Origin of the sequence: Massilia putida, from assembly GCF_001941825.1 — a bacterium.
GTDB classification, from domain to species: Bacteria; Pseudomonadota; Gammaproteobacteria; order Burkholderiales; family Burkholderiaceae_D; genus Telluria; species Telluria putida.
The window spans coordinates 394,126-420,717 of the sequence record NZ_CP019037.1; the positions used below are offsets into that span (position 1 = coordinate 394,126).

Annotated in this window: 26 protein-coding genes; 2 read left to right on the forward strand and 24 right to left on the reverse strand. The window is 66.3% G+C overall.

Annotation, left to right across the window (positions count from 1 at the left end; genetic code table 11):
* Positions 1-13: 13 nt before the first annotated feature.
* The 7 genes from BVG12_RS02145 to BVG12_RS02175 all read right to left on the reverse strand — a co-directional run bounded on the left by BVG12_RS02145 (position 14) and on the right by BVG12_RS02175 (position 6,612).
* Positions 14-958, reverse strand: a complete 945-nt coding sequence (locus tag BVG12_RS02145) for an NAD-dependent epimerase/dehydratase family protein (protein ID WP_075790945.1) — start codon at positions 956-958, stop codon at positions 14-16.
* The gene (locus BVG12_RS02150) at positions 955-1,947 is read right to left on the reverse strand and encodes a fumarylacetoacetate hydrolase family protein (protein ID WP_075790946.1); all 993 of its coding nucleotides are present in this window, start codon (positions 1,945-1,947) and stop codon (positions 955-957) included. The genes BVG12_RS02145 and BVG12_RS02150 overlap by 4 nt, the downstream gene beginning before the upstream one ends.
* A gap of 90 nt (positions 1,948-2,037) precedes the next feature.
* On the reverse strand, positions 2,038-2,796 hold the full coding sequence (locus BVG12_RS02155; RefSeq protein ID WP_075790947.1) for an SDR family NAD(P)-dependent oxidoreductase: 759 nt from the start codon (positions 2,794-2,796) through the stop codon (positions 2,038-2,040).
* The gene (hisD, locus tag BVG12_RS02160) at positions 2,793-4,076 is read right to left on the reverse strand and encodes a histidinol dehydrogenase (protein WP_075790948.1); all 1,284 of its coding nucleotides are present in this window, start codon (positions 4,074-4,076) and stop codon (positions 2,793-2,795) included. Before hisD ends, BVG12_RS02155 begins: the two co-directional genes overlap by 4 nt.
* A gap of 81 nt (positions 4,077-4,157) precedes the next feature.
* Positions 4,158-4,526 carry a Rieske (2Fe-2S) protein gene (locus BVG12_RS02165; RefSeq protein ID WP_229503628.1) on the reverse strand — a complete coding sequence of 123 codons (369 nt, stop codon included), beginning with the start codon at positions 4,524-4,526 and terminating at the stop codon, positions 4,158-4,160.
* Complete coding sequence (locus tag BVG12_RS02170) at positions 4,523-5,458, reverse strand: VOC family protein (protein ID WP_075790949.1); 936 nt, start codon at positions 5,456-5,458, stop codon at positions 4,523-4,525. The genes BVG12_RS02165 and BVG12_RS02170 overlap by 4 nt, the downstream gene beginning before the upstream one ends.
* A 29-nt stretch (positions 5,459-5,487) precedes the next feature.
* A complete protein-coding gene (locus BVG12_RS02175; protein ID WP_075790950.1) occupies positions 5,488-6,612 on the reverse strand; it encodes an FAD-dependent oxidoreductase in 1,125 nt (374 codons plus the stop codon).
* Between the two features lie 538 nt (positions 6,613-7,150).
* On the opposite strand from BVG12_RS02175, the gene BVG12_RS35755 reads away from it, so the two are divergent.
* A complete protein-coding gene (locus BVG12_RS35755) occupies positions 7,151-7,582 on the forward strand; it encodes an IS1595 family transposase (RefSeq protein WP_370662808.1) in 432 nt (143 codons plus the stop codon).
* A 93-nt stretch (positions 7,583-7,675) separates the two neighbouring features.
* Here the strand turns inward: BVG12_RS35755 and BVG12_RS02185 are convergent, their stop codons facing one another.
* The 7 genes from BVG12_RS02185 to BVG12_RS02215 all read right to left on the reverse strand — a co-directional run bounded on the left by BVG12_RS02185 (position 7,676) and on the right by BVG12_RS02215 (position 15,134).
* Positions 7,676-8,761 carry a porin gene (locus tag BVG12_RS02185; protein WP_075790951.1) on the reverse strand — a complete coding sequence of 362 codons (1,086 nt, stop codon included), beginning with the start codon at positions 8,759-8,761 and terminating at the stop codon, positions 7,676-7,678.
* Between the two features lie 103 nt (positions 8,762-8,864).
* Complete coding sequence (locus BVG12_RS02190) at positions 8,865-10,430, reverse strand: bifunctional 3-(3-hydroxy-phenyl)propionate/3-hydroxycinnamic acid hydroxylase (protein ID WP_075790952.1); 1,566 nt, start codon at positions 10,428-10,430, stop codon at positions 8,865-8,867.
* Positions 10,427-11,293 carry a fumarylacetoacetate hydrolase family protein gene (locus BVG12_RS02195; protein WP_075790953.1) on the reverse strand — a complete coding sequence of 289 codons (867 nt, stop codon included), beginning with the start codon at positions 11,291-11,293 and terminating at the stop codon, positions 10,427-10,429. The genes BVG12_RS02190 and BVG12_RS02195 overlap by 4 nt, the downstream gene beginning before the upstream one ends.
* Before the next feature lie 9 nt (positions 11,294-11,302).
* Complete coding sequence (locus BVG12_RS02200) at positions 11,303-12,196, reverse strand: VOC family protein (RefSeq protein WP_075790954.1); 894 nt, start codon at positions 12,194-12,196, stop codon at positions 11,303-11,305.
* A 10-nt stretch (positions 12,197-12,206) separates the two neighbouring features.
* On the reverse strand, positions 12,207-13,235 hold the full coding sequence (locus BVG12_RS02205) for an amidohydrolase family protein (RefSeq protein WP_075790955.1): 1,029 nt from the start codon (positions 13,233-13,235) through the stop codon (positions 12,207-12,209).
* Positions 13,232-13,678 carry a GlcG/HbpS family heme-binding protein gene (locus tag BVG12_RS02210; RefSeq protein WP_075790956.1) on the reverse strand — a complete coding sequence of 149 codons (447 nt, stop codon included), beginning with the start codon at positions 13,676-13,678 and terminating at the stop codon, positions 13,232-13,234. Before BVG12_RS02210 ends, BVG12_RS02205 begins: the two co-directional genes overlap by 4 nt.
* A 79-nt stretch (positions 13,679-13,757) precedes the next feature.
* Positions 13,758-15,134: an MFS transporter gene (locus BVG12_RS02215; RefSeq protein ID WP_075790957.1), complete on the reverse strand. Its 1,377-nt coding sequence runs from the start codon at positions 15,132-15,134 to the stop codon at positions 13,758-13,760.
* Positions 15,135-15,294: 160 nt separating this feature from the next.
* On the opposite strand from BVG12_RS02215, the gene BVG12_RS02220 reads away from it, so the two are divergent.
* Positions 15,295-16,197 carry a LysR family transcriptional regulator gene (locus BVG12_RS02220; protein ID WP_083684405.1) on the forward strand — a complete coding sequence of 301 codons (903 nt, stop codon included), beginning with the start codon at positions 15,295-15,297 and terminating at the stop codon, positions 16,195-16,197.
* 15 nt (positions 16,198-16,212) lie between these two features.
* Here the strand turns inward: BVG12_RS02220 and BVG12_RS02225 are convergent, their stop codons facing one another.
* The 10 genes from BVG12_RS02225 to BVG12_RS02270 form a co-directional block, all read right to left on the reverse strand.
* A complete protein-coding gene (locus tag BVG12_RS02225) occupies positions 16,213-17,193 on the reverse strand; it encodes a LysR family transcriptional regulator (protein ID WP_075790958.1) in 981 nt (326 codons plus the stop codon).
* 44 nt (positions 17,194-17,237) lie between these two features.
* Complete coding sequence (locus BVG12_RS02230) at positions 17,238-17,807, reverse strand: carboxymuconolactone decarboxylase family protein (RefSeq protein ID WP_075790959.1); 570 nt, start codon at positions 17,805-17,807, stop codon at positions 17,238-17,240.
* A complete protein-coding gene (locus tag BVG12_RS02235; RefSeq protein ID WP_075791028.1) occupies positions 17,804-18,622 on the reverse strand; it encodes an alpha/beta fold hydrolase in 819 nt (272 codons plus the stop codon). Before BVG12_RS02235 ends, BVG12_RS02230 begins: the two co-directional genes overlap by 4 nt.
* Before the next feature lie 26 nt (positions 18,623-18,648).
* Positions 18,649-19,242, reverse strand: a complete 594-nt coding sequence (locus BVG12_RS02240) for a DUF4286 family protein (protein ID WP_075790960.1) — start codon at positions 19,240-19,242, stop codon at positions 18,649-18,651.
* Positions 19,232-20,065: an alpha/beta fold hydrolase gene (locus BVG12_RS02245; protein WP_075790961.1), complete on the reverse strand. Its 834-nt coding sequence runs from the start codon at positions 20,063-20,065 to the stop codon at positions 19,232-19,234. Before BVG12_RS02245 ends, BVG12_RS02240 begins: the two co-directional genes overlap by 11 nt.
* A complete protein-coding gene (locus BVG12_RS02250; protein ID WP_075790962.1) occupies positions 20,062-21,729 on the reverse strand; it encodes a GMC family oxidoreductase in 1,668 nt (555 codons plus the stop codon). The genes BVG12_RS02245 and BVG12_RS02250 overlap by 4 nt, the downstream gene beginning before the upstream one ends.
* Entirely contained in the window at positions 21,713-22,171 is a 459-nt protein-coding gene (locus tag BVG12_RS02255; protein WP_075790963.1) for a VOC family protein, read from the reverse strand. Before BVG12_RS02255 ends, BVG12_RS02250 begins: the two co-directional genes overlap by 17 nt.
* Before the next feature lie 118 nt (positions 22,172-22,289).
* Positions 22,290-23,354 carry a porin gene (locus BVG12_RS02260; protein ID WP_075790964.1) on the reverse strand — a complete coding sequence of 355 codons (1,065 nt, stop codon included), beginning with the start codon at positions 23,352-23,354 and terminating at the stop codon, positions 22,290-22,292.
* Between the two features lie 214 nt (positions 23,355-23,568).
* The gene (locus BVG12_RS02265; RefSeq protein ID WP_083684414.1) at positions 23,569-25,179 is read right to left on the reverse strand and encodes a carboxylesterase/lipase family protein; all 1,611 of its coding nucleotides are present in this window, start codon (positions 25,177-25,179) and stop codon (positions 23,569-23,571) included.
* A complete protein-coding gene (locus BVG12_RS02270; protein WP_075790965.1) occupies positions 25,179-26,558 on the reverse strand; it encodes a spinster family MFS transporter in 1,380 nt (459 codons plus the stop codon). The genes BVG12_RS02265 and BVG12_RS02270 overlap by 1 nt, the downstream gene beginning before the upstream one ends.
* Positions 26,559-26,592: the final 34 nt, after the last annotated feature.

The following is a 26,592-nucleotide window of genomic DNA, read 5'->3' on the forward strand; positions in this document are numbered from 1 at the left end:
TGTTTGATTCTTCCTATTGAGTTCGTTGCAATGCGTTGCGGATCAGTTCCCCGATCGAGCCGTCGTGACGGAAGCCAAGCCCCTCGGCGGTACGGGCGTCCAGTGGCGGCTGGCTTGCGAACGCGGCCTCCAGCTCGGGGTTCGGCGCGTACGTGACGAGACCGCGGCGGTCGGCGCCATACATCTCCGCCAGGCCGTCCACCAGTTCCGCGATCGTCAGGCGCAGCACCGGCAGCGTGAATTCCCGGCGGCCCAGGACCTGCCCGGGCGCCAGCGCGGCTGCGTGGAGGAAGTTGTCGACGCAGCAGGCGACCGACATCCACCATGCCACGCCCTGCGGCGACACCGGGCAGGTGAAGCGTTCGCCGGCGGACAGGCGCCAGAAGATGTCGCTCATGAACGAAGAAAGCAGGCCGTTCGGCACCGGGGGACGCGCCACGATGCCGGGCAGGCGCAGGATGCGGCCGTCGACCCAGCCGCGCCGGCTGTAGTCCTTCACGAGGATCTCGCCGGCCAGCTTGTGCGCGCCATAGCTCAGCTGCGGTGCGAGCGGCGTCGCATCATCGACCTTCGCCCCCATCCGGCCATACACGGCGATGGTGCTGGCGAACACGAACACCGGTGCCTGCACCTGGCGCCGGCTACGCTCGAGCAACGCCAGGGTGCCCTGCAGGTTCACCTCGAGCCCGAGCTCGAAGTTGCGCTCGGCCGCGCCGCCGGGGACGCTGGCCAGGTGGAAGATCACGTCGTACGGCTGGGCGAACAGGTCGTCGAGCATCCCTTCGGCGGCGATGCTGCCTTCGAACCGGCGCACGCGCTGGTCCTTCGCCTGGGCGTCGAAGGCAATGTCCATCAGGCTCAGGGACTCGACGGCCCGGCCGCCGGCGCCCGTCGCCAGCAGACGGTCGACGAGGGCCTTGCCGACGAAGCCGTTGGCGCCGGTCACGAGGACTCTCATTGGACCTCCTTGCGCGCGGCGGGCACGAAGCGGTGGTCGATGGCGCCGAACACGGACTGGCCGGCGCCGTCGAGCATGTCGAAACGCAGGCGCTCCCCGTAACGCAGGAATGGGGTCGACGCCTCGCCGTTGGCGATCGTCTCGAGCGCACGGCGTTCGGCCAGGCAAGCAGATCCGACCTTCCCGACATCCTTGTTCGAGAACGTACCCGTCCCGATCACGGTGCCGGCGCCGAGGCGGCGGTTGTACGCGATGTGGGCGACGATGTCGGCGAAGCTGAAGTCCATCTCGCGCCCGTTCGGATTGCCGAACCATTCGCCATTGCGCTCGACACGCAAGTCGAGATGGACGCGGCCATCGCGCCAGGCATCGCCGAGTTCGTCCGGCGTGACGGCCACGGGCGCGAACACGGTGGCGGGCTTGGCGAGGATGAAGCCGAAGCCCATGCCCAGTTCGCGGAACAGGTGGGTGCGCATGCTGACGTCGTTGAACAGCATCAGCAGCTTGACGTGGCCCAGCGCGTCCTCGGCCCTGGTGCCGGACGGCACGTCGTCCAGCACGACAGCGACCTCGCCCTCGAAGTCGGCGTTGTCGGCTTCGCTCGGGAACGGGTAGTCGTCGCAGGGCCCGTAGAAATCGTCGGCCTGGCGCTGGATCAGGATCGGGACCGCCTTGTCCTTCTTGACGGTCAGGTTGTAGGCGCGTTCCATGATGTCGCCGTGATTCAAAAACGCCGATGCGTCGATGAACTGATAGGCCCTTGGGAACGGCGCGGCGACCGCGCGCGGATCGAAGCGGAAGGACTCGGGAGCCTCGCCGCGGTTGAGCTGCGCATAGATGTCCTGCAGAAGGGGCTCGACCTCGTCCCAGCGGTCGATCGCCTGCTGCATGGTCGACACGCACGCGGGCTTGCATGCCGTCTGCAGCTCGCGCGATACGACCAGCAGGCGGCCGTCGCGGCTGCCGTCTCTCAGGGTCGCCAGTTTCATGGATTGTCTCCTTGGTGATATGCCGATCCTCGTTGGATCAGCTCGATTAGTTCGACGTGGTCCGGGGCGAAGTCGTCGTTCATGTCCGGCTCACTGGAGCGGCCGGCCGCCGTCGACCGGGATCACGGCGCCGGTGGTGAACGTCAGGTGCGTGGCCACGGCCACCACCGCCAGCGCCACTTCGCGCGGATCGGCCAGGCGTTTCAACGGCGTGCGGGCGGCCTGCTCGTCGCGCCAGCCATGGTCCATGGATTTGACGAATTCCGTGTCCGACAGGCCCGGCGAGACCGACACCACGCGGATCGCCGGCGCCAGCGCGCGCGCCAGCGATCTGGTCATGTTGTCCACGGCCGCCTTGGACGCGCAATACATCACGTTGCTGCCCATCGCGGTGACGGCGGCGATCGACGACACGTTCACGACCAGGCCGTTCCCGTTCGCCTCCAGAAGCGCGCGCAGTGCGCGCACGGCGGCGAACGGCCCACGCACGTTGGTGGACAGAATGCGCTCGATCAACCCGTCGTCCAGCGCATCGAGGTCGTGGTGCGGCACGAAGCTCGTCGTGCCGGCGCAGTTGACGAGGATGTCGCAGCGGCCGTAGCGCCGCCCGATCTCGTCCGCCAGGCCGGCCAGGGCCGCGCTGTCGGTGACCGGCGCGGCGAGCGCCGCATGCGGCAGCGCCGCCACCGGCAGCTGCGACGCCAGTGTCGCAGCCTTGTCGGCCGAGCTGTTGTAGCCCACCACGACGGCCGCGCCCTGGGCGGCCAGTTCGCGGCAGATGGCGGCGCCGATGCCGCCGGCGCCGCCGGTCACCAGCGCCACCCTGCCTTGCAACGCGTGCGTGCTCATGCCGTCTTCTTCAGGCGGCGCACGCGGATGTCCGCCTGCTCCTTGTGGCCCGAGAAGTGCTCCAGCGCGCACAGGCGCGAGCACACTTCGCCGATCTGTACCGACGCCTCGTCGGTCAGGATGCGCTGGTAGGTGTGCGTCTTGATGAATTTGCCCACCCACAGGCCGCCCGTGTAGCGGCCGGCACCCATCGTCGGCAGCGTATGGTTGGTTCCGATCACCTTGTCGCCATAGGAGACGTTCGTGCGGTGGCCGAGGAACAGCCCGCCGTAGCTCGTCATGCGGTCGAGGAACCAGTCGGGATCTTCCGTCATCACCTGCACGTGCTCGGAGCAGATGCGCTCGGACTCCTGCAGCATCTCCTCGTTGGTATCGCACAGGATGATCTCGCCGTAGTCACGCCACGAGGCGCTGGCCACCGGCGCCGTGTCCAGGCGCGCCAGCACTTGTTCGATCGCGGCCGGCAATTCCTCAGCGATCTTGCGGCTCGTCGTCACGCAGTACGCGGGCGATGTCGGGCCGTGCTCGGCCTGGCCGAGCAGGTCCACCGCGACCAGTTCGGCGTCGACGGTATCGTCGCAGATGACCATGGTCTCGGTCGGGCCGGCGAACAGGTCGATGCCGACGCGGCCGAACAGCTGGCGCTTGGCTTCGGCCACGTACGCGTTACCCGGGCCGACGATCATGTCGACCGGCGCGATGTTCTCGGTACCGATCGCCATCGCCGCCACGCCCTGCACCCCGCCCATCACATAGATCTCGTCGGCGCCGGCCAGCGCCATCGCGGCGACGATTTCCGGCGACGGCTTGCCGTCGAACGGCGGCGCGCAGGCGATCACGCGCTTCACGCCGGCGACCTTCGCGGTCAGCACGCTCATGTGCGCCGACGCCAGCAACGGATATTTACCGCCCGGGATGTAGCAGCCGACGGAATTGACGGGGATGTTCTTGTGCCCGAGGACGACGCCCGGCAAGGTCTCGACTTCGACGTCGCGCAGCGACAGCAGCTGCACCTGCGCGAAGCGGCGAATCTGGGCCTGGGCAAACTTTATGTCTTCCAGAGCCTGCGGGCTAAGCGAATCGATGCAGCCCTGGATCTCTTCCTGCGACAGGCGCAGCGAGGGCGGATTCCACTTGTCGAATTTTTCCGAATACTCGCGTACGGCCTGCTCGCCGCGCGCCTCGATGTCGGCGATGATGTTTTCGACGGTCGTGCGCACCTGCGCGTTGATTTCCGCCTTGGCCTCGACCGACTTGCCCTTCTTCAGATACTTGATCATGGTGTCACCTGTGATGTGTTTTAAGTGAATCCTCGATGTGAGGATGTCGCTGGTATGTGGCTGGTATTCGTTGGCGCGCAGTCAGTCGTCCGGACCGCGCCGGTCGAGGAAAATCTCGCCCTGCTCCACCCGCACCGGCAGTGCGTCGAGCGCCGCGCCGAGACAGGGGCCATGGGTGCAGACCCCATCCTCGATCCCGAAGCGCGCCGCGTGCGCATAGCACATGATCTGCGTCCCGTCGTGCGTCAGGAACCGGTGCCGCATGTATTCCAGGGGACGGCCGTTGTGCGGGCAACTGTTCCGGTAGGCATACACGCGCTCGCCCCGGCGGATGACGAAGACCGTATCCTCGCCCGCACCGCCTGGATCGAAGCCGCGCGCGGTGCCGTCCGGGACCTGGTCGAGGCGGCACAGCGGTTGTGGCGCGTCGGGCAGGGGCGCCGCACTCAATGGTTGCCGCCGCTCGGAAACCACGGCTCGCGCAGGCTGAACAGGAACACCTGCGACGTGTCCTCGGCCGCCGTGCACTCGCGCGGGGTCCAGCTGTCGTCATGGGTGTCCATGTCGGCGTCGTACTCCAGCGTGCCGCCCAGCGGCGAGTTGAAGTACCAGAACCAGTTGGAGCCGTAGATGTGGCGGCCCGGCCCCCAGAAGCTCTTGTAACCCTTGGCGGCGAAAGCAGCGCCGGCGCGCAGAAGTTCGTGCACGCTGCCCATGTGAAAGGTGAAGTGGTTGATACCTTTCATGAAAGCGGGCGCCTGGATCAGGAACAGCGTATGGTGGTCGGCGCAGCCGGCCGGGCGCAGGAACGGTCCGGTCCCGGTGAAGCGGTCCGACACACGGAAGCCCAGGCGCTCGACATAGAAACGCTCGGCGACAGCGACGTCGGGCACGAACAGCACCACGTGCGACAGGCTGCGCGGCACCGGCAGCGCGGCATCGGGATCGGCCGCGACCTGGTTGACGGGACGTTGGGCTGGACGGCCAGGCACGTTGACCGGCACGGCCGGCGCCTCGTACGGACGGCGTACGCTGACCTGGAAGCCAACCGCCAGGCCGATATCGTCGACGGCATGGATCGATCCGTCGGCGTCCTCGCGGACGTCGCGGTCCTTCGACAGTTCGGCCTTGATCTGCGCAAGCGTCGCGCGGTCCTTCACACCGTAGATCACTGCGCGGATGTTGGGCGATTTTCCGATCGGCGGCGGAAGGGCCGGGTCGCTGTCGTGGCGTACGACCACCGACGTGCCGTCGAGTGCTTCGAATACGCCATGCGTGTCCGACGCCGCGACCTCGACCAGGCCGTAGTCCTTCAGGCATTGCTTGCAGGCGGCGACATCGTCGACACCGAACACCAGGGTATCGGGTCCGAGGATATTCATTGGATTGGCTCCTTGTTTGGGTCTTGTGATCAGATCGGGCCGGCAAGGGCGGCCTGGGAATCGCGCATCAGTTGCGAGAACGCCTGCCGCGAGTCCGGCGAGCGTTCCAGCTGGCCTAGCTTCACCGAGTTTTCGACGATCAGCCGGGCACGTGGAAGGCGGCGCTGCATGTAAGCCTCGAGTGCGGTCGCCAGGGATGCCGGATGGCGCGCCAGTTCCTCGGCCAGCACCAGCGCGTCCTCGACGGCCGCGCCGGCACCGGAGGCCAGGTGCGGCGTGGTCGCATGCACGGCGTCCCCGAGCAGCACCACGCGCCCCTGATACCAGGGCGACGTGATGAGGAGCGTTTCCAGCGGGCGGTAAAGGATGCGGGAGTCCGCGTTCAGGCCGTCGCGGATCGCGCCGACCGGACCGCCGAAACCAGCCAGCTCGGTCGCCAGGCGCTGCGGCCACTCCTTGGGATCGATGAACGTGTTGTCCGGCACGTGCAAGGTAAAGAACAAGTACATCTCGTCCTGCGAAACCGGGTTGACGCCGGCTTTCACGCGCGGGCCCATGAACATGTGTGGACGGTCAATCTCCGCAGGGCGCCGGACCAGGGCGCGCCAGCAACCCTGCCCCGTGAATTCGGGCTTCGGTGCGTGCGGGAACACGGCCTGACGCACCTTGGAGCTGAGACCGTCGGCCCCGATCACGAGGTCGTAACGAGAACGCGAGCCATCGGTGAACGTCACGTCAACGCCGTCCTCGTCCTGCTCGATGCCGACGAAGGTGACGCCCAGGCGCACCGACGTGCCGGATGCGAGTGTCGCCTGGGACAGGATTCTGGCCAGGACCGGACGCAGGATGCCACCGCCACCCGGGACATCGATACCCGCCAGCCGGGGCGTCGGCAATTCGGTGAGGAGCGTTCCATCCGCATCGCACAGGCGCACGCCGTCTGCGCAAAAGCCCTGGTCCATGACCTGGTCGATGATGCCAAGCGTGGAGAAAGCGCGCAGCGTCGGTCCGCTGATCGTGATGCCAGCGCCGTACACCTGCCAGTCGGAGTCGAGCTCAACCAGGTCGACCTGGTCGCCCCGTTTGCGCAGGCTGATGGCGGCGGCCATGCCGCCGATGCCACCGCCGATGATCAATACTCGTTGGCTCTTCATGTCTCCATGCTCCGTTTGTTGTTAGATACATGCGAGAGATCATAGAGAGTCGTCGGGCTTTTTAAAAACCGTTTATAACGGTTCGAGGCATCAAGAAATCCGGTGCGTCGGCATGCGGTAACGCCGCCATGGCAGCTCATGGTGTCTCGTTAAAGTCGCTAAGGGATATCGAAATGAAAGGCTGTGTTCGCGTTATTTATGTGAACTGAAACCCGTTGTGAAGGTCAGACGCATCGTCGAGTTAACTCATGAGGAGTAACGATGCGCAGCCTGACGTTCGACGAATTGTTCGCCATGTTGTCGGCGGTCGCTTTGTCCGCAGACGACCTGGCCAGGTTACGAGAATGGCTCGCGAGCATCGGCCATCCGTCCGAGTGCATTGCCCTGATCGAACAGGCGACGGCGGGCCGGCCGTGTCCGCATTGCGGTTGCGCCCGCAAGCACCGCTGCGGCCAGGCGAGCGGACTGCAGCGCTTCCGCTGTCTCGGTTGCAGGCGCACCCATAACGCACTCACCCGCACACCGCTGGCGCGGTGGCGTGGCGCAGCGGCGGGGCATCAACCGGGAGCACGACTGTCTGCTCGTCGCGCGCGACCGCAGCGGCCAGACGCTCGACTTTTACACGGGACGCGGCCAGGTGACGGTGGCGCAACTGCATCGATACCTCCCGCCCGTGCTGCCCGCCGACGTTCTGCTGATCAGCGACGGGGCCATCGCCTATCGTCATTTCGCAGAGCAGGCCGGCATCACGCATGAAGCGGTGAATGTGAAAGCCGGCGTCCGGGCGCGCGGCGCGATCCACATTCAAAATGTGAACAGCTGGCACAGCCGATTCAAAAGCTGGCTGGTGCGGTTCCGTGGTGTGGCGAGTCGCTATCTAATCAATTACTCGGGATGGCAGCGGTTATTGGATGCGCGCCGACTGACGACACCCGCCCGCTTGCTGTACGCAGCAGTTCAGCTCGGTTAAGCGGCCATTTGCTCAATTATCGCGAACACAGCCAAATGAAACGGCCCCGTTCGGGCGAACGGGGCCGGACTATCGGCATGGAGATGGCGGGGTTCAGAACCGGTGGATCGTTCCGAAGATGACGCTGTTGATGCTCTGTCCCGGGGCCACCGCGATACCGGGCCCGCCGGCCGAGCTGACCGTGAAGCTGGCCGTGCTCTCGTTCTGCACGCGCGAAATGCCGCCGTACAGACCCGTGCGTTTCGACAGCAGGTAGTCGTGGCGCAAGCCGTACGACTTCGCATTGCCGCTGCTGCTCGCGCGTTTCGTGTACTGGCCGTAGCTGACCAGCAGCGTGCCGCGCGGCGTCGCCCGCACGAGCGCATTGAGCTCGTAGAAATGGTTGTCGGGATTGGCGAAGCTCGCGTTAATCGCCGACGCCACATCGTTGCTACGAGAGTGAGACTGATAGATGAGGGCCGGCTTGACGAGTCCGAAATCGTACGAGGCGCCCAGCAGCCAATAGCGGCCGGTCTTCGCCGGCGTCGCCGCCGTGAGAGCCGCCGTGTTCGCGTAGGCCTGCTGCAAATAGTCGACGTCCACCGCGAGCGCACCGTTCCGGTAAGTCAGCGCGGCGGAACTCGTCTTGCCCAACCCGTGCGGCTGGCCGTCGGCGTTCTCGTTGCCCAGTCCGTGGAACAGGCGCAGCGTCAGGCCGGCGAAGGTGGGCGAGGTATAGCGTATCGAGTTCGCGGTGCGCGCCGCCGGTACGAACACGAAGTTGTTGGTGGCGTTGCCCCAACCGAGCGTGTTCAACTCGCCCAGCGAATACGTCACATAACTGAGGAACAGCGGCGTGTAGTTGACGCCGACCTGCACCTGCCCCAGATTGCCCTTCAGCCCGACCCACGCCTCGCGGCCGAACAGCACGCCGTTGTTGGCGAGTGCGCCGGTGTCCGCATTGAATCCGCTTTCGAGGCGGAAGATGGCCTGGGTGCCGCCGCCGAGGTCTTCGCTGCCCTGGAAGCCGAAGCGCGTCGGCGCGACGGCGCTGGAATCGACGCGCGTCGTCGTCACGCCATTGGTCCGTCCGGATTGCACGGCGAGGTCGATCAGGCCGTAGAACGTGACATTCGTCTGGGCTTGTGCGCCCGACGAGAGTGCGGCGAGCGCGAATCCTGCCATGGTCGTCTTTTTCATGTGTCTCCTTTGGATATTCGAATCCTTGTTATCGTGTCGCCGGCTGCCCGTGCGACCGCTGCGGGCGGGGACGCCGTCCCCTGGCCCGCGCCGCCTGCGCCGCCTACGCTGCAAGGCGGTATTCCAGCCCTCCCAGCAGCTCCAACAGCGCACCGGCGCTGGCGGCGACGCCGAACACGTAATGGTCCGGCCGGACGATCGCAGCACGGCAGCCGTGCCGCGCCAGCCAGCCGGCGACGACGCCGTCCAGTTCGCGGGTCTCGATGCTTCCCGCAACGCGTGCGAATCCGGCGTTGCGTGGCGTGACGCTGACGAGCGTGCCCAGCGACGTCGCACGCGCAGCCAGTGCCGGCGGCAATTCGTCGATACGCAGGTCCGTGACGATGCGCCAGCCGGTGCCAACCACGTCGTCCAGCAACGCCGGGCCGCCCGGGCCTTCGACGCGCGGCTGCGGGAACAGCGAACCTGTGCCATTGCCACCGCTCGGCGCGAGCAGGCCTTCCATCAGGGGAGGAATGATGTCCTGGCGCGGCACGGTCCTGATCGTCCCGCCGGCCGCCTCGATGAGATCCGCGTCGCGCGCACGTGCGGCGGCCGGATCGCGCTCGCAGATGACGGCGCCGATCTCCTTGATGCGCGTGGTCAGGCGGCGCACGTGTTCGCGCCGCTCTTCCGTGTACGTGTCCAGCAGCCGTTCGGCCGCATCGCCATCGACATCGCCATCGAGCACGGCCCGCAGCTTCCACGTCAGATTCGCGACGTCGCGTACACCCTGGCACATACCCTGGCCCAGGAACGGCGGCTGCTGGTGCGCGGCGTCGCCCGCGATGAACACGCGGCCGACGCGCCACTCGCGCGCCACCAGCGCGTGGAAGCGGTAGCTGGCCTGGCGCCACAGCGTCGCGTCCTCGGGACCGATCCACCGCCGCAGCACGCTCCATGCGCCCTCCTCCTTCGCCATGTACGCGGGATCCTCGCCCGGCAGCAGCGAGATTTCCCAGCGCCGGTGGTTGCCCGGGCCGATCACGTAGGTGCATGGGCGCACCGGCTCGCAATACTGCACGCTCGTCTGCGGCAGCTTGGCCAGACCACGTTCGTTGACCTGCACGTCGACGACGAGCCATGGTTCGTCGAATTCCAGGTCCTCCAGCGTGATGCCGACGGCGTCGCGCACGGCACTGGACGCGCCGTCGCAACCGATCACGTAGCGGGCGCGCACCGAGCCCTCGTCGAAGTGCACCGTGGCGCCATCGGCATCTTGCTCGACGCCGGTGAAACGCCGGCCCAGCACGACGTCGACGGACGCTAGCCCCTGCACGTGCTCGCGCAGCGCCGCCTCCACCGGCGGTTGCGTGAACACCATCGACGGCGTGTGGCCCAGCGGGTACGGCGGCTCCACGGTGGCGAGACGCTTGATCAGGCTGCCGTCGACACCGTAGTACTCGGAGGGCGTGAACGGTTCGCAGTGCGGCGCGACGGCGTCCGCCAGGCCCAGGTTCTGGAATACGCGCATGATCTCGTGGTCGAGGGCGATGGCGCGCGGCTTCGGGTAGACCTCGTGGCTGCGGTCCACGACAAGCGTACGGATACCGGCCTGGCCCAGCAGCGCGGCCGCGACGGCGCCCGAGGGGCCGAAACCGACCACGACGACGTCATACTCGCCGTTCATGGCTGCTCGTCCTCGATCGTGTTGCGCAGCAGGCCCACGCCTTCGATCTCGACCTCGATCGTATCGCCGGCCTTCATCCACACGGGCGGCGTGCGCGACTGGCCGACGCCGGCCGGGGTACCCATCGCGATCACGTCGCCCGGCTCCAGCGTCAGGCATTCCGTCAGCAGCGCGATCGTCTCGGCCACGTCCCAGATCATGTCCTTCGTGTTCGCATCCTGCATGACGTGGCCATTCAGGCGCGACTGGATCGAGAGGCCCACGCCGCCGGCCGGGAGTTCGTCGGCGGACACCAGGACGGGGCCCAGTGCGCCCGTGCGGTCGAAGTTTTTACCGATGGTCCACTGCGGCGTGCGTTTTTGATAATCGCGCACGGAGATGTCGTTGAAGCACGCGTAGCCGAACACATAGTCCAGCGCGTCCTCGCGCTTGACGTGGCGGGCGCGCTTGCCGATGACGACGGCCAGTTCGGCCTCGTAGTCGAATTTTTCCGACACGCGCGGACGCGGCGATGCTTCGCCGTGGGCCAGCAGCGACGTCGTCCCGCGCAGGAAGAACCACGGATAGACGGGTTTCTCGCGGCCGCTCTCGGCGGCGTGGTCGTAGTAGTTTAAGCCCAGGCAGACGGTCTTGCCCGGCTCCGGCACGACGGGGGCCAGGGCCACGCCGGCCAGCAGCTGGCGTTCGGCGCCGGCCGCTTCGAGGGCGCGCCGTGCCGCTGCCACGAGGTCGATGCCGGCGGCCAGCGCGGCACGCACGTCGGACGGAACGTCGGGGACCGCGCGGTTGATGTCGACGATGTGCTCGCCGTCGACGACGGCCAGGCGGGTTTCGGTACCGCTACGATAGGTGACGAATTTCATTGCTCTTCCTTACAGTTCGGTGAAACGGATTTTTTTCTGGGCTTGCTTGATGCGGTCCGACGGCGGCTTCGACACGCCCCACTGGTCGAACCGGCCCGGCGGCCACTTCCAGTCCGCGGGGCCGCCGACCTTGTACGTGTCGTCGACCTGCAGCACGTCGGCCGTGTACTCGATGACGAAATCGTCGGGGCCGACGAAGTACGAGAACACGTTGTTGCCGGGTCCGTGGCGGCCCACGCCCCATTCGATGGGCCAGCCCGCGTCGTTCATGCGCCCGGCGCCGCGCATGACGGCGTCCAGGTCGGGCATCACGAAGGCGATGTGATTCAGCGTGTCGGCATCGCTGTCGGCCAGCGCGATGCTGTGGTGGTCGCGGTTGCAGCGCATGAACGCCATGACTTTCGTGCGGTCGGAGAGCCGGAACCCGAGAGCCTCCTCGAAGAAGCGCTGGGCGACGGCCACGTCGGCGCTGTTGAACACGACGTGCGTGATGCGGCTCGGCGCGTCGCGGTGCGCCCGTTCGGTATGGCGCTCGTCGCCGTGCACGAAGCGCAGGATGCGGCCCTGCGGGTCGGCGATGGTGACGGCCGTGCCGCCGCCCGGCTCGTCGACCGGCGCGGGACCGGACAGCACCCGGCCGCCGGCGCCCGGCACGCGCGCCGCGATCGTATCGAGGTCGGTGCGGTCGGCCACGCTGAACGTCACGTTGCGCACGACCGGCGCGTCGTCTTTGTGGAGCGCGAGAATATGATGAAAGCTGCCGGCACCGCGCAGGTACACGGCGTCGGTGGTCCTGGCGACGGTCTGCAAATGCCAGGTGTCGTTGTAAAAGCGCTCGGCGGCGTCGAGGTCGGTGACGCCGATGGCGATGCTGCGCAGTTGGCCGGCGGGGGATGCGGGCATGGATGACTCCTTAGTCGAGCCCGAGGAAACGGGCGGCGTTATGGGTGACAAGTTGCGCGCGCACGTCGGCGTCGGCAATCGCGGCGGCGATGCTGTCGACCGGGCGCGCGTCGTGGAAGGCGAACGGGTAATCGGTGCCGATCATGAGCTGCGACGCGCCGAAGCGGTCGACGAGATGCCGCAGTGTCGGCGCGTCGAACACCAGCGTGTCGTAGAACAGCCGGCGCGCCTGCTCGGACGGGCTTTCGGGCATCGCGTCGCGCAGGTCGGGAAACACCCGGCGCGCCTGCTCGAGGCGCGGCAGCAGCGACGCCAGCGTGCCGCCTCCATGGCTGAACGCCATCTTCAGCGCGGGCAGGCGGCCGATCAGGTTCGACGTCAGGACGGACGCGGCGGCGAGGCCGACATCGGTCGGGTACGCGAGGGCCGGCAGCAGTTTCTCGGGACCGACGAGACGCTCGGCGCCTGCGGGCTTGAGCGCATGGACGAACACGGCGGCGCCTTTCTCGGCACAGGCGGCGAAGAACGGCGCGAATTCGGGCGCGCCCACCGGTTTTTCATTGATATTGCTGCCCACTTCGATGGCCTTGAAGCCGAGTTTGTCGACGGCGTGATCGAGTTCGGCCAGCGCGAGGTCGAGGTCCTGCAGCGGCACGGCACCCATGCCGACCAGGCGCCCCCCCGACAGCGCGGCCATCTCCGCGATTTGTTCGTTCATGTAGCGCAGCAGCTGCGCCGCCGCGGCGCCGTCCATCCAGTACGACAGCAGTTCCGGCATCGGCGAGATCGCCTGGACGGCGAGGCCCATCGGGTCCATGTCCTCGATACGCCGCGTCGGGCTCCAGGCGCGCTCGGACACGGTGCGATACACCTTGCCGGCGATGATCACGTGGCGATGGCACGCGTGCGCCGGCGCCATCGACGGCCAGGACGCGGGCACGACGTTGCCGAGGTGGCGCGGCAGGTCGTGCGGGATCACGTGCGCGTGCACGTCGATACCGCAGCCGCAGCCGTCCTTGTGCCGAGGTGCGGCGCTCATGCGGACACCAGTCCCGCTGCGGCCACGCCGGCCGCGCAGATCGCCTCGTCCTGGGCGCCGGTGCCGCCGCTGGCGCCGACCGCACCGATCAGGGTGCCGTTTGCGTTACGGATCGCCACGGCGCCGGCCTGGGGGATGAAACGGCCCTGACTGGAGGACGCCAAGGCATTGAAGAACACCGGGTTGTCCTGGGCGCGCTGGTGCAGGACGCCGCTGGCCACGCCCATGCCGGCGGCGGCGTAGGCCTTGCCGAGCGCGATGTCGACGCGCAGCATGGTGGCGCCATCCTCGCGCTGCAGGGCGACCGGATGGCCCGAGGCGTCCAATACCACCACGGCCACCGGCGGCAATCCGTCCGCGCGCGCCGAATCTAGCGCGCCGGCAAGAATCGCGTTTGCCTCGGCCAGGGTCGGGCCCGAGGCCCGGTCAAGAGCTTCGTTCATGTCAATGTTCTCCATAAAATCGGAATGTGGTGCGCGGGCGGCCACCGGCCTCGCGCCGGCGCCGCCACCGCGAAGACGTTCAGTCCTCGGCGAGCGATACCTGCAAGGCGCCCGGTTCGGCTGCCGCCGCGACGCCATCGGGTCCGTCCTTCACGCCGCCACGGACGATCAGGAAGGACATGCATGCCAGGAGCAGGGAGGCGGCAAGCACATAGAAGGTATAGGTCGGATCCGGGTTGACCGACTTGACCAGACCGATGACGAGCGGACCGAGCATGCCGCCGACGCGGTTGATGCCAACCGCAAGTCCGACGCCTGTGCTGCGCACCTCGGTGGGGTAGATCATCGCGATATAGTTGTTCTGCACCGACTGCCCGCCGAACACGAAGAAGCCGGCGGCTGCCACCAACACCATCATCATGACCGTGCCGTGTGCATGGCTGAGGGCGAGCATCGCCAACGCGGCCATGAACCACCAGATCACCATGGCCTTGACCCGGCTCCTGGTGAGATCGGCTACCGTGCCGCTCCCAATGCCCCCGAACAAGGCCGCGGTCATGATCAAGGCGCCATACGTGGCGGCGGACGACATCGCTTCACCACGCTGCACGAGCAGGGTCGGCAACCATCCGGTCAGGCCATGGACGCAGAACAGGCTGAGCGCGCCCGACAGCCACGCGACAATGGTCTTGCGGCGGTACGGCGCCTGCAGCAGCGTCGCGACCGGTGCCGCACGGCGCGCTGCCGCGGTCGTGAATTCCGCGCCGTCGTACAAGTGCTTGCGTGCCGGACGAAGCTGCGCCAGGACACGACCGATGCCGTCGAAGTCGCGTTTCGCCGCCAGGTATTGTGCGGATTCCGGCAGCCAGCAGTGGGCCGCCACGGCAACGGCAATCGAAATGGCACCGGCATAATAGATTGCCTGCCAACCGAATGAGGTCGCCAGGAAAGCGCCGGCAAAACCGGCCATGATGCCGCCGAGGCTAAATCCGAACTGGAACACCCAGATGGTATAGACATTCGCGCTCCGCCGAGGCGCCCACTCGTTGATGTAGGAAATCGTCAGCGGCGTAATCATGCCCAGTGCGGTACCCAGGCACAGGCGCAATCCGGCGAATTGCAGCGGATTTTGTGCGACAGCCGCGAGCGACAGGCTCGCCAGTCCCATGCCATACAGCGCCCACAGCATTACCTTGCGCCTGCCGATCCGGTCGGCCAGCAGGCCTTGCAATACCGAGCCGATCGACAGTCCGACGATCCCGCTCGACAGCATCATGCCGATTTGCGACGGCTGCGGATGCCATGATTTCAGGATGAGCGGGATCGCATACGCCGCATTGAAGAGTTCATACCCGTCGAAAAACATGATGATGCCGATGAGGGCCCCGAGCTTCCAGTGAAAGCTGCTGATCTCTGCGCCTTCGATTTCCTCGCGCACGTCTAGTCTTGTTGCCATTGATTGTCTCCTTGACGACGCAGCGCACATGGCACCGGCCGACGTATTTTTAGGACTCGGGACCGGTTGGTCATGGCCGGTTTCCCCCATCGATTGACGCATGGTACGTTTGGAGGAATAATCGGAAAAGCCGCTTTGCTCGATTTTAGGAATCCAAATTTTGAATATCGCAGACCTCGACCTGAACGTGCTTGTGGTGTTCGACGCGATGCTGCAGCACCAGAGCGTGACGCGCGCCGGGCACGCCCTGGACCTGAGCCAGCCGGCCATGAGCGCCGCGCTGTCCAAGATGCGCAGCCAGCTGGGCGACCCGCTCTTCGTGCGCACCGGGCACGGCATGCGGCCGACGCCGCGTGCGCTGCAGTTGTCCGAACCGGTCAAGAAAATATTGGAAATGGTGCGCCTGGAAGTGCTGCAGCAACCGGCATTCGATCCGACGACGGCGCACCGGGTCTTCACCGTCATCACGCCCGATATCGGCGAAACCGTGTTCATGCCGAAGATCCTGGCCCATCTTCAGGCTCACGCTCCGCACATTGCCATCCGATCGGTCGCGATCTCCTCGGAAGGTGCGGGCGAGGCGCTGGAACTCGGCCAGGCGGACCTGGCGATCGGGTACTTCCCCGACCTGGCCAAACCGGGCTTCTACCAGCAGCGGCTGTTCAAGAACACGTTTGCCTGCATGGTCCGCGCCGACCATCCGCGCATCCATGACACCCTGACCGTCGACCAGTTCATGCAGGAGTCGCACGCGCTCGTGCGCCCGGCCGGCCGCACCCACCTGTTCGAGCAGTACCTCAACAGCAAGAACATCAAGCTCGACGTGCGCGCCGAACTCTCGCATTTCGCGAGCCTGCTGACGATCATTTCGAGCTCGGACCTGATCGCCACGGTCCCACGCGACATCGGCCACGTGTTCGCCACGCTGGCCAAGGTCCGGCTTCTCGATCCCCCGTTGAAGCCGCCCTCCTTCCACCTCATGCAGCACTGGCATACCGTGATGCATGCGGATTCGGCGAACGTCTGGCTCAGGCAGATGGTCAAGAACCTGTTCAACGACTGACGTGAGGCGCCGCCGCTACTCCGGATTCGGCACGTAGAATGCCTCCGCCGCCGGGGAAACAGACTCGTCCGGTGCCGCATCGCCGGTCGACGGTTCCTCGACCACACCCAGCAATTCCTCGCTGACCTGCCGGATCAGGCGCGAGATTTCCCGCGTCGCCAAATCGCCGGATTTCTGGGCGGTGGTGCTCAAGTACACCTGGCGCGACACTTTCGGATTGATCAGGCGTGCGATGCTCAGGCGCTGTTGCTGGACCTCCTGTTGGACGGTGGATGCCGACAGCAAAGCATATCCGACACCTGCGGCCACGACTTCCTTCATGATGGCCACTGAATCGATCTCGGCAGCCACCTTGAAGGTGACGCCGTTACGGCGTGCTATCTGCTCGAGGAAGGATCTGAAATTGCTGGGCTGCGAAGGCAACAGGATGGACTGGCCGTCGAGGCACGAAAAGTCGACTTCGTCAGGTGCCGTCAGGCTGTCGCCGGCCGGGCCCACCACGCACAGTTGCGAACGCGCCAGCGGCTTCTCGGTGACGCTGTTGGCGCTGGGCCGCAAGACGAAGCCGAGGTCGACACGTCCGAGCGCCAACCATTCTTCGATCTGGCCGCTGAACGCCTCGGTGACATGCAGTGTGACCTCAGGATAGCGGCGCTGCGCTTCGAGGATGATCCGGGCCACCAGTGGCGCCGTGACCGACGGCACCACCGCCAAGCGCACCGTCCCGCGCGGTACGCCGGCGCTGCCGCGGATCTCGGCGGCCAGGCGGTCCGCGTCGGCGAGGAGCTCGCGCGCCCGCGGCAGGATTTTCTGGCCCAGTTCCGTCAGGACGAGGCCGCGTCCCGTGCGCAGGAACAGGCGCCCCTTGTATTCGGCCTCGAACGCCGACATTTGCCGGCTCAGCGTCGAGGCACCCATGTCGTATTGGGCCGACGCCTTCGACAGGCTTCCCAGCTCCGCGATCTTCACAAACATCTGCAACTTGGCCAAATCCATGCCGACCTCCGTTCATCCATTCAGCCAGGCACATTGTAGGCCGTTCACGGCTTGGGCGGCGGCAAAACCGGCAAGTCGGGAGCAACGCCCGGTGGCAGGCCGATATCGAACACATTCAGTGTCATCGCCACCAGCGTGTAATAGCCGACGATGCCCACCAGTTCCACCACCGCTGTCGTGCCCAGCAATTCCACCGCCTCGGCGTACAGCGCGTCGTCGACACGCTTCTGCTCGTGCATCTGGACGGTGAAGCGGTAGATCACCCGCTCGGCGGCATCCCCGAAACCGGGAGCAACGCCGGCCGCGATGGCATCGATGAGCCCCGGGTTGAGTCCGGCCTTGAGGGCTTCGTTCTTGTGCGCATACCATTCGTAGTGCGCGTTCCAGTGACGCGCCGTGACCAGGATGGCGAGCTCCGACAGGGAGGCCGGCAGCGACGTGCCGTAGCGGACCAGTTCGCCCAGGTGCTGCGCTCGACTGGCGAGTTCGGGGCTGGCCAGCCATGCCGCCAGCGGCGCAGGCGCCTTGCCGCGTGGGCCGCTTACGGTGGCGTCGTAGACCTCGCGCTGACGCGCGTTCATCGCCTCGCGCGCCGGCATCTCCAGCCGGCTCATGCGCAAGCCTCCATCGATTGCGCCTGCCCGCCCAACAGGAAGCTCGAGATCCTCGTGTTGAACACGACCGGACGCTCGAGATTCGGCAAGTGGCCGGCCTCGCCGATCTCGGCATACGCGGCGCCGGGGATGGCCTCGGCCATGCGCCGCATGACGGCCGGCAAACCGCCATCCTCGGCCCCGGCGAGCAACATGCACGGTACGCGAATACCGGTGATTTCCTCCCGCAGGTCATATGCCTGCAGGGCCCTGGCACACCGGATGAAGCCCTCGGCCGGCGTGGCGGCGATCATGTGCAGGATGTCGTCCAGCGCCGCCGATGGCCGCGCCATGAACGACGCGGTCAACCACCGTGCCGCCGTCGGCCCGGCCAGCGCGGCCATGCCGGCGTCGCACGCGATGGCGATGCGCTCCTCCCATGCATGCGCCGCGCCCGGCGGCGCGACCCACTGGCCGTCGCACGCAAGCACACGCTCGACGCGCCGTGGATGGCGTGCCGCCACGCCGAGCACCGTCACGGCGCCCATCGATACGCCGACCAGTGCCGCACGCTCGATCGCCACGTGGTCCATCAGGGCGACCAGGTCGTCGATCAGGAGGTCGAACGTGCACGGTTCCGCCGGCACGGCCGAGCCACCATGGCCACGCTGGTCGTAGCGCAGGATGCGGAAATGGCGTCGCAGGTAGTCCACCTGGCGGTCCCACATGGACAGGTTGGTGGCCAGTGAATTACTGAATACCAGCCAGGGCAGATTGCCCCGGCCATCGATACGGTAGGCGATATCGACGCCGTCCCTGGTTGCGAATCGTTCCATCACCATGTCATGCTTCTCCTTTTGCGTCAGCCGCGCTGGTAAGGCGCGTAATGATTCACCAGGTCGGCGGCTGCCGGCAGCTGTTCGATCACATCCGCCAACGCGGCCGTCGCGACGACCCTGTCGAAGCTGGCAATCGCATACAGGATGTCGCCGAGCGCGAAATATCGAACCTGCCGCAAGGCCCGGTGCCGGGCCAGGCCGGCGTTGAGCGCCTCGATCAGGATCGCCCGCCTTTCCAAGCCCTGCTGCGGAAAGCGCGCCAGCAACAGGCGCGCCGGCGCACCGGCACCGGCCGGCCCGTCGTGGACGGCAACCGCGTGCAGGCAAGCGCGGCTGCGCCCAACCGTGCGCGGCAACACGCGCTTCGACCAGGGCGTCGAGTTGGCACCGGAGACCGCCAGGTACTCCGGGGTCTCGAGCGCGGCGCTCGACGCCAGGTCGTACAGCGCCATCCAGCGCGGCCAGCCCTCGACGCAGACCCAGCGCGCGCCACTCTCCACACCGGGCAAGCCCAGACGCTGCGGCAAATGCTCGGTGTCGTACCAGTCGTGGAACTCTGCTTCCATGTCCGCCGGCGCTTCCATCATCACCAGCAGCAGCGCCTTATCAAGCCTCATGTTCACTCTCCCTATCGGGCTTCTCCGCCAGCCCGTGTCTACCTAGAAAATCCTCCATCGCCGCGGCGACGGCCGCGGGATGCTGCACCGCCATCAAATGGCCCGCGTCGATGCCGACCAGCGTGGCATGCGGCAGGCGCCGGCCCAACGCGGCCACCTCGGTCCACGGCCGCAAGGGATCATGCGCACCCGCCAACAGCAGGCATGGCATGTTGATCGTCCCGATCACGTCATCGAGCATGAAATTGACCAGGGCGCGGTTGGCGTGGGCATAGCCGACAGGGTCGCTGGCGAGGAAGCGTGCCCGATAACGCCGGAACACGTCGGCGTCGCGCGTCGCCACGGGCGGATACGAGCGCGCCAGGGTTGCATCGGCGATCGCGCGCATGCCCTGCCGGACCGCCACCTCGGCCCGCGCCTCCAGATATTCACGGCGTGCCGGGTCGACGCCGGTCGCCGGGGCGCATAGCACCAGCGCCGCCACTGAACGCGGAGCGCGGCTGGCGAACGCGAGCGCAGTGGTAGCGCCGGCGGCGAGACTGACCAAGACATAGGGGGGTGGCAGGTCCAGGTGGTCCAGCAGCGCGCACAGGTCAGCCACCTGGTCGTCCACGCCAAATGGAGCACGCACCTTCTCGGACGCACCGGCGCCGCGCTGGTCGTAGCGCAGGCAGCGAAAGCGCGTGCCGAAGACAGCGGCCAGTGCATCCCAGCTGCGCAGGGAGCCGCCCAGCTCGTGGATGAACACCAGCGTACGAGCGCCGCTGCCGCTCGATTCGTAGTGAATGCCGACGCCGGAACCATCGCACCAGCCGGTCGTCATAGCGAGATCGCGGCGCCGTCCGCCATGGCCGGTGCCGCCTGTGCGGCCCCGCAACGCTGCGCTTGCAAGATCATATCGGCCGCCTTTTCCGCGATCATGATCACCGGGGCGTTCAGGTTGCCGCCGACAATGCGCGGCATCACGGACGCATCGGCGACGCGCAGGCCGGCAATACCGTGCACCCGCAATTGTGGATCGACCACCGCATCCAGGCCGACGCCCATGGCGCAGGTGCCGCTGGGATGGCAGGACGGACGCGCGTTCTCGCGCACGAACGCTTCAAGCTCGGCGTCGCTCTGCAATGCCGGGCCGGGACTGATTTCCCGTTCCAGCAGCGGCGCGAGACGGGTTGTCGCCATCAGTTGGCGGGTCTGCCGTACGGCGCGCACCAGCGCGGCGACATCCTCGGGTTCGCCGAGCAGGCCGGTTTGCACGAGTGGCGCGTCACCCGCCCGCGCCGAACGCAGCGTGACGGTGCCCCGGCTAAGGGGATAGCGCAGCGCGTTGCGCGCGGTGACCACGTGGCCGACGCCTTCGCGTATGCAGGGGAACCACAGCTGGGCATTCAGCGCGACCGGACTGAAGAAGAATTGCACGTCGGCCTTGGCGAGCGCCGGCAACGTCTTCCGGAACGCCCAGCAGGTCAGGGGTAGTTGCGCCAGCGGTCCGGTGCCGAACAGTTTCCAGCGCAGTGCCGACAAGAGCGTCCGGTCGAAGCGCAGCTCGCGGTGGAAGCTGATATTGCCGCGTGCCTGGTAACTCATGGCGACGACCGCGTGGTCTTGCAGGTTCTGCCCTACCCCGTGCAGGTTCAGGCAGGGTTCGATGCCGACCCGCGCCAGTTCGTCAGCCGGGCCTATGCCCGACAGCATCAGCAATTGAGGCGAGTTATAGGCGCCGCCGCACAGGATCACTTCGCGCCTCGCGTGGGCGCGCAGCAGCCTGCCGTCCTGTAGGTACTCGACGCCGACCGCGCGATGGTTGTCCAGCAGGACGCGTTGGGCCAGGGCGTGCAGTGCCAGCGTGAGATTGCGGCGCTTCAGCGCCGGATGCAGGTAGGCGCGGGCCGAGCTGGCGCGCCTGCCCTTTTTCGTGATCGAAAACTCCACCTGCGCGAAGCCTTCCGAACTCGGGCCGCAGATATCGTCGTTGATCGGACAGCCGAGTTCGCGCGCACCCGCCATCATCGCCGGATAGAAGGGATCGCGCTCGTTGTTCGCGCGCACCACGCTCATCGGTCCGCTGCCGCCGTGGTAGGCCGTTTCGCCGCGCCAGTTCGATTCGGCCTTCTTAAAGTAGGGCAGCACGTCCTCATAGCCCCAGCCGTCGCAACCGAGCGCGTGCCATTCGTCGTAGTCGGCGGCGTCGCCCCGCGAATACGTCATGCCGTTGACGGTGCCCGTTCCGCCGAGCACCTTGCCGCGTTGCAGCGGAAAACGCCGTCCGCCGGCATGCGGCGCGGCCTCGCTCTCGTATTGCCAGCTGACCGAAGGATCCTTCAACAGGGCATAGAAGGCCGCGGGCATCGGCACGGTCGACTTGTCGTCCATGCCGCCAGCCTCAAGCAACAGCACGCGGTTGGCCGGATCGGCGCTGAGGCGGTTCGCAAGCACCGAGCCGGCCGAACCGCTGCCGACGACAATATAATCAAACGTGGTCGCCATGGCCTGCCTGCAAGGTGCTGGCCTCGAACATGGGCTTCGGACGCTGCACGAATTCGATCAAGTTGCCCGCGTTGTCTCGGATGAACATGTTGGAGCCGAACGTAAAGGTCTTGACCCACACGATGTCGGCACCCCGTGCGCGGATCGCCTCCGACAGCGCCACCACGTCCTCCACCGCGAAACTGATGTGCTTGTTGCCGTGGGTCCGCACATCCTGATTTGGCTGAAAGCGTTCTTCGGACGCCGCTTTGGCACCTGGAACCTCGAACAGCTCCACGCGCAGGTTACCGTTCTTCAGGATGGCGATCTGTGCCGGGATGGCGTCGATCGCATTGCGCCGCTCCAGCTTGAAGTCGAGGACATGTTCCCACCATTGGATCGCCTGTTCCAGGTCGGGCACGCTGACACCGACGTGGTCATACCAGAATTCGAATGTACTCATGTGGCTCACTTTCTGTTGTCGTCGCGCCTGCGCGGCGCGACGGTTACCATAGCCGCTATGGGGCGCTGGCGCTTGTCGTTTTCAGCAAAGCTGAAGTGCAAATATTGCAAACCACCGGTCAAAACGCCATGCGGATTCCGGCGATCAGGGAGCGAACGTCACCGCCGTTGTACACGGGATCGAACCCGGTGCTCACCCCGGTCGCCGAAGTAAAGACCGGATAGGAGCCGGAGGCGCCCATCGGCTGGTAGTAGGCTTTGGCGTCGTTCCATACCTGGGCCAGGCCGGCGTACAGGAAGGTGCGCTTGCTCAGGTTGTAATCGAAGCGTACGCTGGCGGCGCGCGCGTTGGCGTTCGCCAGGACACGGTTATGCAGGATGCCGTAATCGAGCCACAAGGCATTGCGGCCCACCGGCACGGTAGCCGACAGCGCGACCGAAATCTTGCTGGTGCGGTTCACGACGGCGTCGTGCGTGCGCGTGTCCTGCACCATCAGCGACGGCGTGGCGAAACCGAAGTCGTACGAGGTGCCGAAGGTCCCGATGTGCACCGACGACCCCGGCTCGACGAATTCGTGGCCGTGCGACACGTAATACGCACCGTTCACTTTCCATTTGTCGTACTGATAACGGGCTTGCCCTTCGACCGCCCTTCCCGAGCCGTTATGCTCGTCGACCGCGTATTCGACCGACAGCACGAGTCCTCTCATGTCCGGCGTCTCGTAGCGGATCGCGTTGCTGAGGAGCTGCGTGGTGTTGCCATAGTAGAGAAAATAGTTCGTCGACGCGCCCCAGCGCAGCGCCCAGAAGCTGGCGATGGTCTCGTCCGACAGGGATTGCATGCGCCCGACCTTGAGCGTGCCGAGCGCCTTGCTCGTGAGTCCCAAGGTGGCGGTACGGCTGAACAACCCATTCGATGAACCTGCCCCGGTATCCGGGCTGAACGGCATCTGCAAGTCGAACACGGCGGCATTGCCGCCGCCGAGATCTTCGACGCCCTGGAAGTTCAAGCGGCTCTGGTTCAATTGGCCGGAACTCTGCCGGGTCAGCATGCCGCGTCCGGTGTCGATGCGCTCCATCGACACATCGAGATAGCCGCTGACCCGCACGCCTGACTCGGCGTGCGCGGCGCAGGTGGCCAACGCGAGGGCAAGCGGCATGCAGCCGGCGAATTTTTTACTCATGCATCGTCTCCAGTCGTGTTGTGATCCTGGTCGTCGCCAGGCTAGTGTTGTACTGCTCAACGACGCCAGAATAGCCGCTCGGCGCGCCCGTGCATCTAGCCCCGGCTGCAAACCTGTCATGCATTTCCTGCACGGAAAATCACCGGCCGGAGCCGAAACGGAAACGGCCCGCCGTCGCCGGCGGGCCGTTTCCGTGTTAAGCGAAATCTCGCGATTACGCCGGTTCCAGGCGGCGATAGAATCCGCAAAAAAAATCGAGCGCCGTCTCGTTGAACGGCCGCCCGGCCACGGCGACGGCGGCGCTCCCACCCAGCCGCAAGGTATTGGCGCCGGCGGCATCGAAGCGCGGCCAGGCCGGCAACCCGGTGGTGGCGGGGTCGCCGTTCGTGGCGAAGCTGACCCAGTAGCTCGACATCGCATCCGCGAGCAGCTGGTCCGCATCCGTCCAAGGCCACGGAAGCGCCGCGAGATTATTAAAGGCGTACCAGAGTTCCGCACCGTGGTAGCTGCCAAAGCCGCCGGGTGGCGCCGGTTCGTGATAGGCCGCGTCGGGCAGCGGCGGCGCATGCATGAAGTTGAACAAATATACGGGCGCTTGCACCGTGCCTACGTGCAGCTGGGCGAACCGGTACGCCTGGTACGCGAATCCCATGTCGCGTCGTACCCGGTAGCTCGATGCGAGGGCCTGGGCATCGTCCCGATGTGGATACAGCGCCAGGAAGCTGTCGGCGTATTCGCCGAAGGTGTCGCGAGCGAATGCCGCGAAGCCGGCGCTCGTCTGCAGTGCCGGCATCGGATACGCCGCCGACTCATCCAAGGTATAGCCGGCGAGCAGCGATATCGGCATCTGCTGGCCAGCGCTGAACACCTCGTCCACCGGACGCGCCAGCAACTGCCCATCCACGATCGGTCCCCAGATGCCACGTGCGCCGCCGAGCAGCTGGTCGGCGGGCAGCGCGCGCAATTGCGCCAGGCTGTGCGCCCCCAACGGCGCCAGCGTCGCCACGCCGATGGCCTCGGCCTCTGCCAGGGAGCGCATGGGCGCGCCCATCAAACCTCCGTCGAACCGCCCCGAGCTATGCACGATAGCGCGCTGGAACAGCCCCTGAGCCTGCCCCGACGCCATCAGCACGCTGACATGCGCTGCCCCGGCCGACTGGCCGAACAAGGTAACGCGGCGCGGATCGCCGCCGAAGGCCGCGATATTCTTGCGTACCCAGCGCAAGGCAGCCAGCACGTCCATGCTCGCATAGTTGCCGGAGCCGCCTCCCTCGGCAGAAAGCGCCGGATGCGCGAGATAACCGAGCGCCCCGACCCGGTAGTTGACACTGACGACGATGCTGCCCTTGCGCGCGAGGCGTTCGCCATCCGACACCGGATGCGAGCCGCTGCCGAAGCGGTGTCCGCCGCCATAGACCCAGACGATGACGGGCAGATCCGCCAACGCCTTGCCGGCTGGCGCCCACACATTCAGGTAGAGGCAATCCTCGCTGAGCGCGCATTCGGGCGGTTCGGCGAAGGAAAACTGGCGCATGATGGAATCGTCGGCGATGGCCGATTGCACGCATGCCGCGCCATAGCGGTCGGCCTGCAGCACACCATGCCACGGCAGCACCGGCTGCGGCGGCCGCCAGCGCAGCGCGCCGACCGGAGGGGCGGCGTATGGAATTCCCTTGTAGACGCGGCAGGCTTCGTCGGCCGACAGGCGACCTTCGAGCGCACCGCCTTCGACCTGGAGCACCTCGGTGGCCCGTATGCCTTCCGCTGCGGTAGCCGACGGACGGATGCGCGCCGGCGCCCTGGCTGCCACTTGCTCGACCGCCATCAGCGCACCGCCGCGGGCTTGAATTCCGGCTCGGCCGCCGTCGATGCCTTGACCAGCGCCGCCATTTCGTTCTGATAGAAGCGCATGCCATATACCGTCAGCACCAGTCCCAGCAGCATGGCGGGCAAGGGTGTAATGGAAATCGCGTAGATCAAGCCCTGGTCGTTCTGGAATACGCGATCCGTGACGAGCGCGGTGGCGGTCGGGCCCAGCGCCATGCCGAAGATCGACACCAGCAACAGATGCACCGCAGTGATCTTGCCGCGCATTTGGTTACGGGTCACGTCCTGCAGCACACTTGGCATCGAGGCCACCGCCATCGCATTGGCGAAGCCGAACAGCCCGCACGCCACCAGCGCCAGGTGATAGTCGCCAAGGAAAGGCAGCGCGGCGATGCAGGGAATCGTGATGAACCACGAAAACACGAACACCTGCATCCGCGAACCGTAGGCGCCACGCGTCTTGAGCCAATCGCTGAGTACACCACTGACCAGGCACCCCGCGATCCCGCCCGGCATGACTACCGAACCGATCAGTACACCGGCACTCGCCGGTGGCAGGCCGTACTTGCGTGCGAAAAAGGTCGGAATCCACGACAACACCGCGTACGCCGAAAATGCGCACAGACTGAAGGTGCCGAAGATGGCCAGCCACATGGCACGGCGCTGTTTCAGGTAAGCCAGCAGCGATTCACCGGCCAGTGCACCGGTACCCGATTGGGCTGCCACCTGCTGCCGCAGCGGCTCCTTGATCGTCAGGACCAGCAGCGCGACCAGGAGTCCGGGCAAGCCGACCGCGATAAAGGCGCTCTTCCACGGCGGCAGCAGTCCCAAGAGCGGCCAGTCGAAATCGGCACCGTGGAATGACTTCAACACCAGGCCGCCGATGATCAAGGCGCCCTGCCCGCCAGCGAAGGTACTGATGGTGAATATGCCGTTGGCGCGGCCGCGTTGCGAGCTCGGAAAGAAATCCGCGAGCAGGGAAAAGACGGCGGGCATCAGGATCGCCTCGCCGATGCCCACCCCTACGCGCGCCAGGAACAGTTCGGCGAAACTATTGGCGAAACCGCACAACACCGTCATCACGCTCCACAGGGCGATACCGGCCGACAGCAGCTTGCGGCGCTGCATCCGGTCCACCAGATAGCCGCTGGGGATACCCATCACACTGTACAGCAGCACGAAAGACAGTCCTTGCAACAGGCTGATGCCGGTGTCGGACACGCCGAGCGACTGGCGCACTGGCGCGACTAGCAAGGTGATAATCGACTTGTCCACGAACGCCAGAGTTGCGGCAACAATGAATACGAATAGCGCGTACCACGCCAGTGCGGCGGGCGGATAGGCGCGCGCGTCCGGCGCGCTCTGATGGTCATACATGTTTGTCTCCTGATTTTGTTTTCGTCGTTACGAT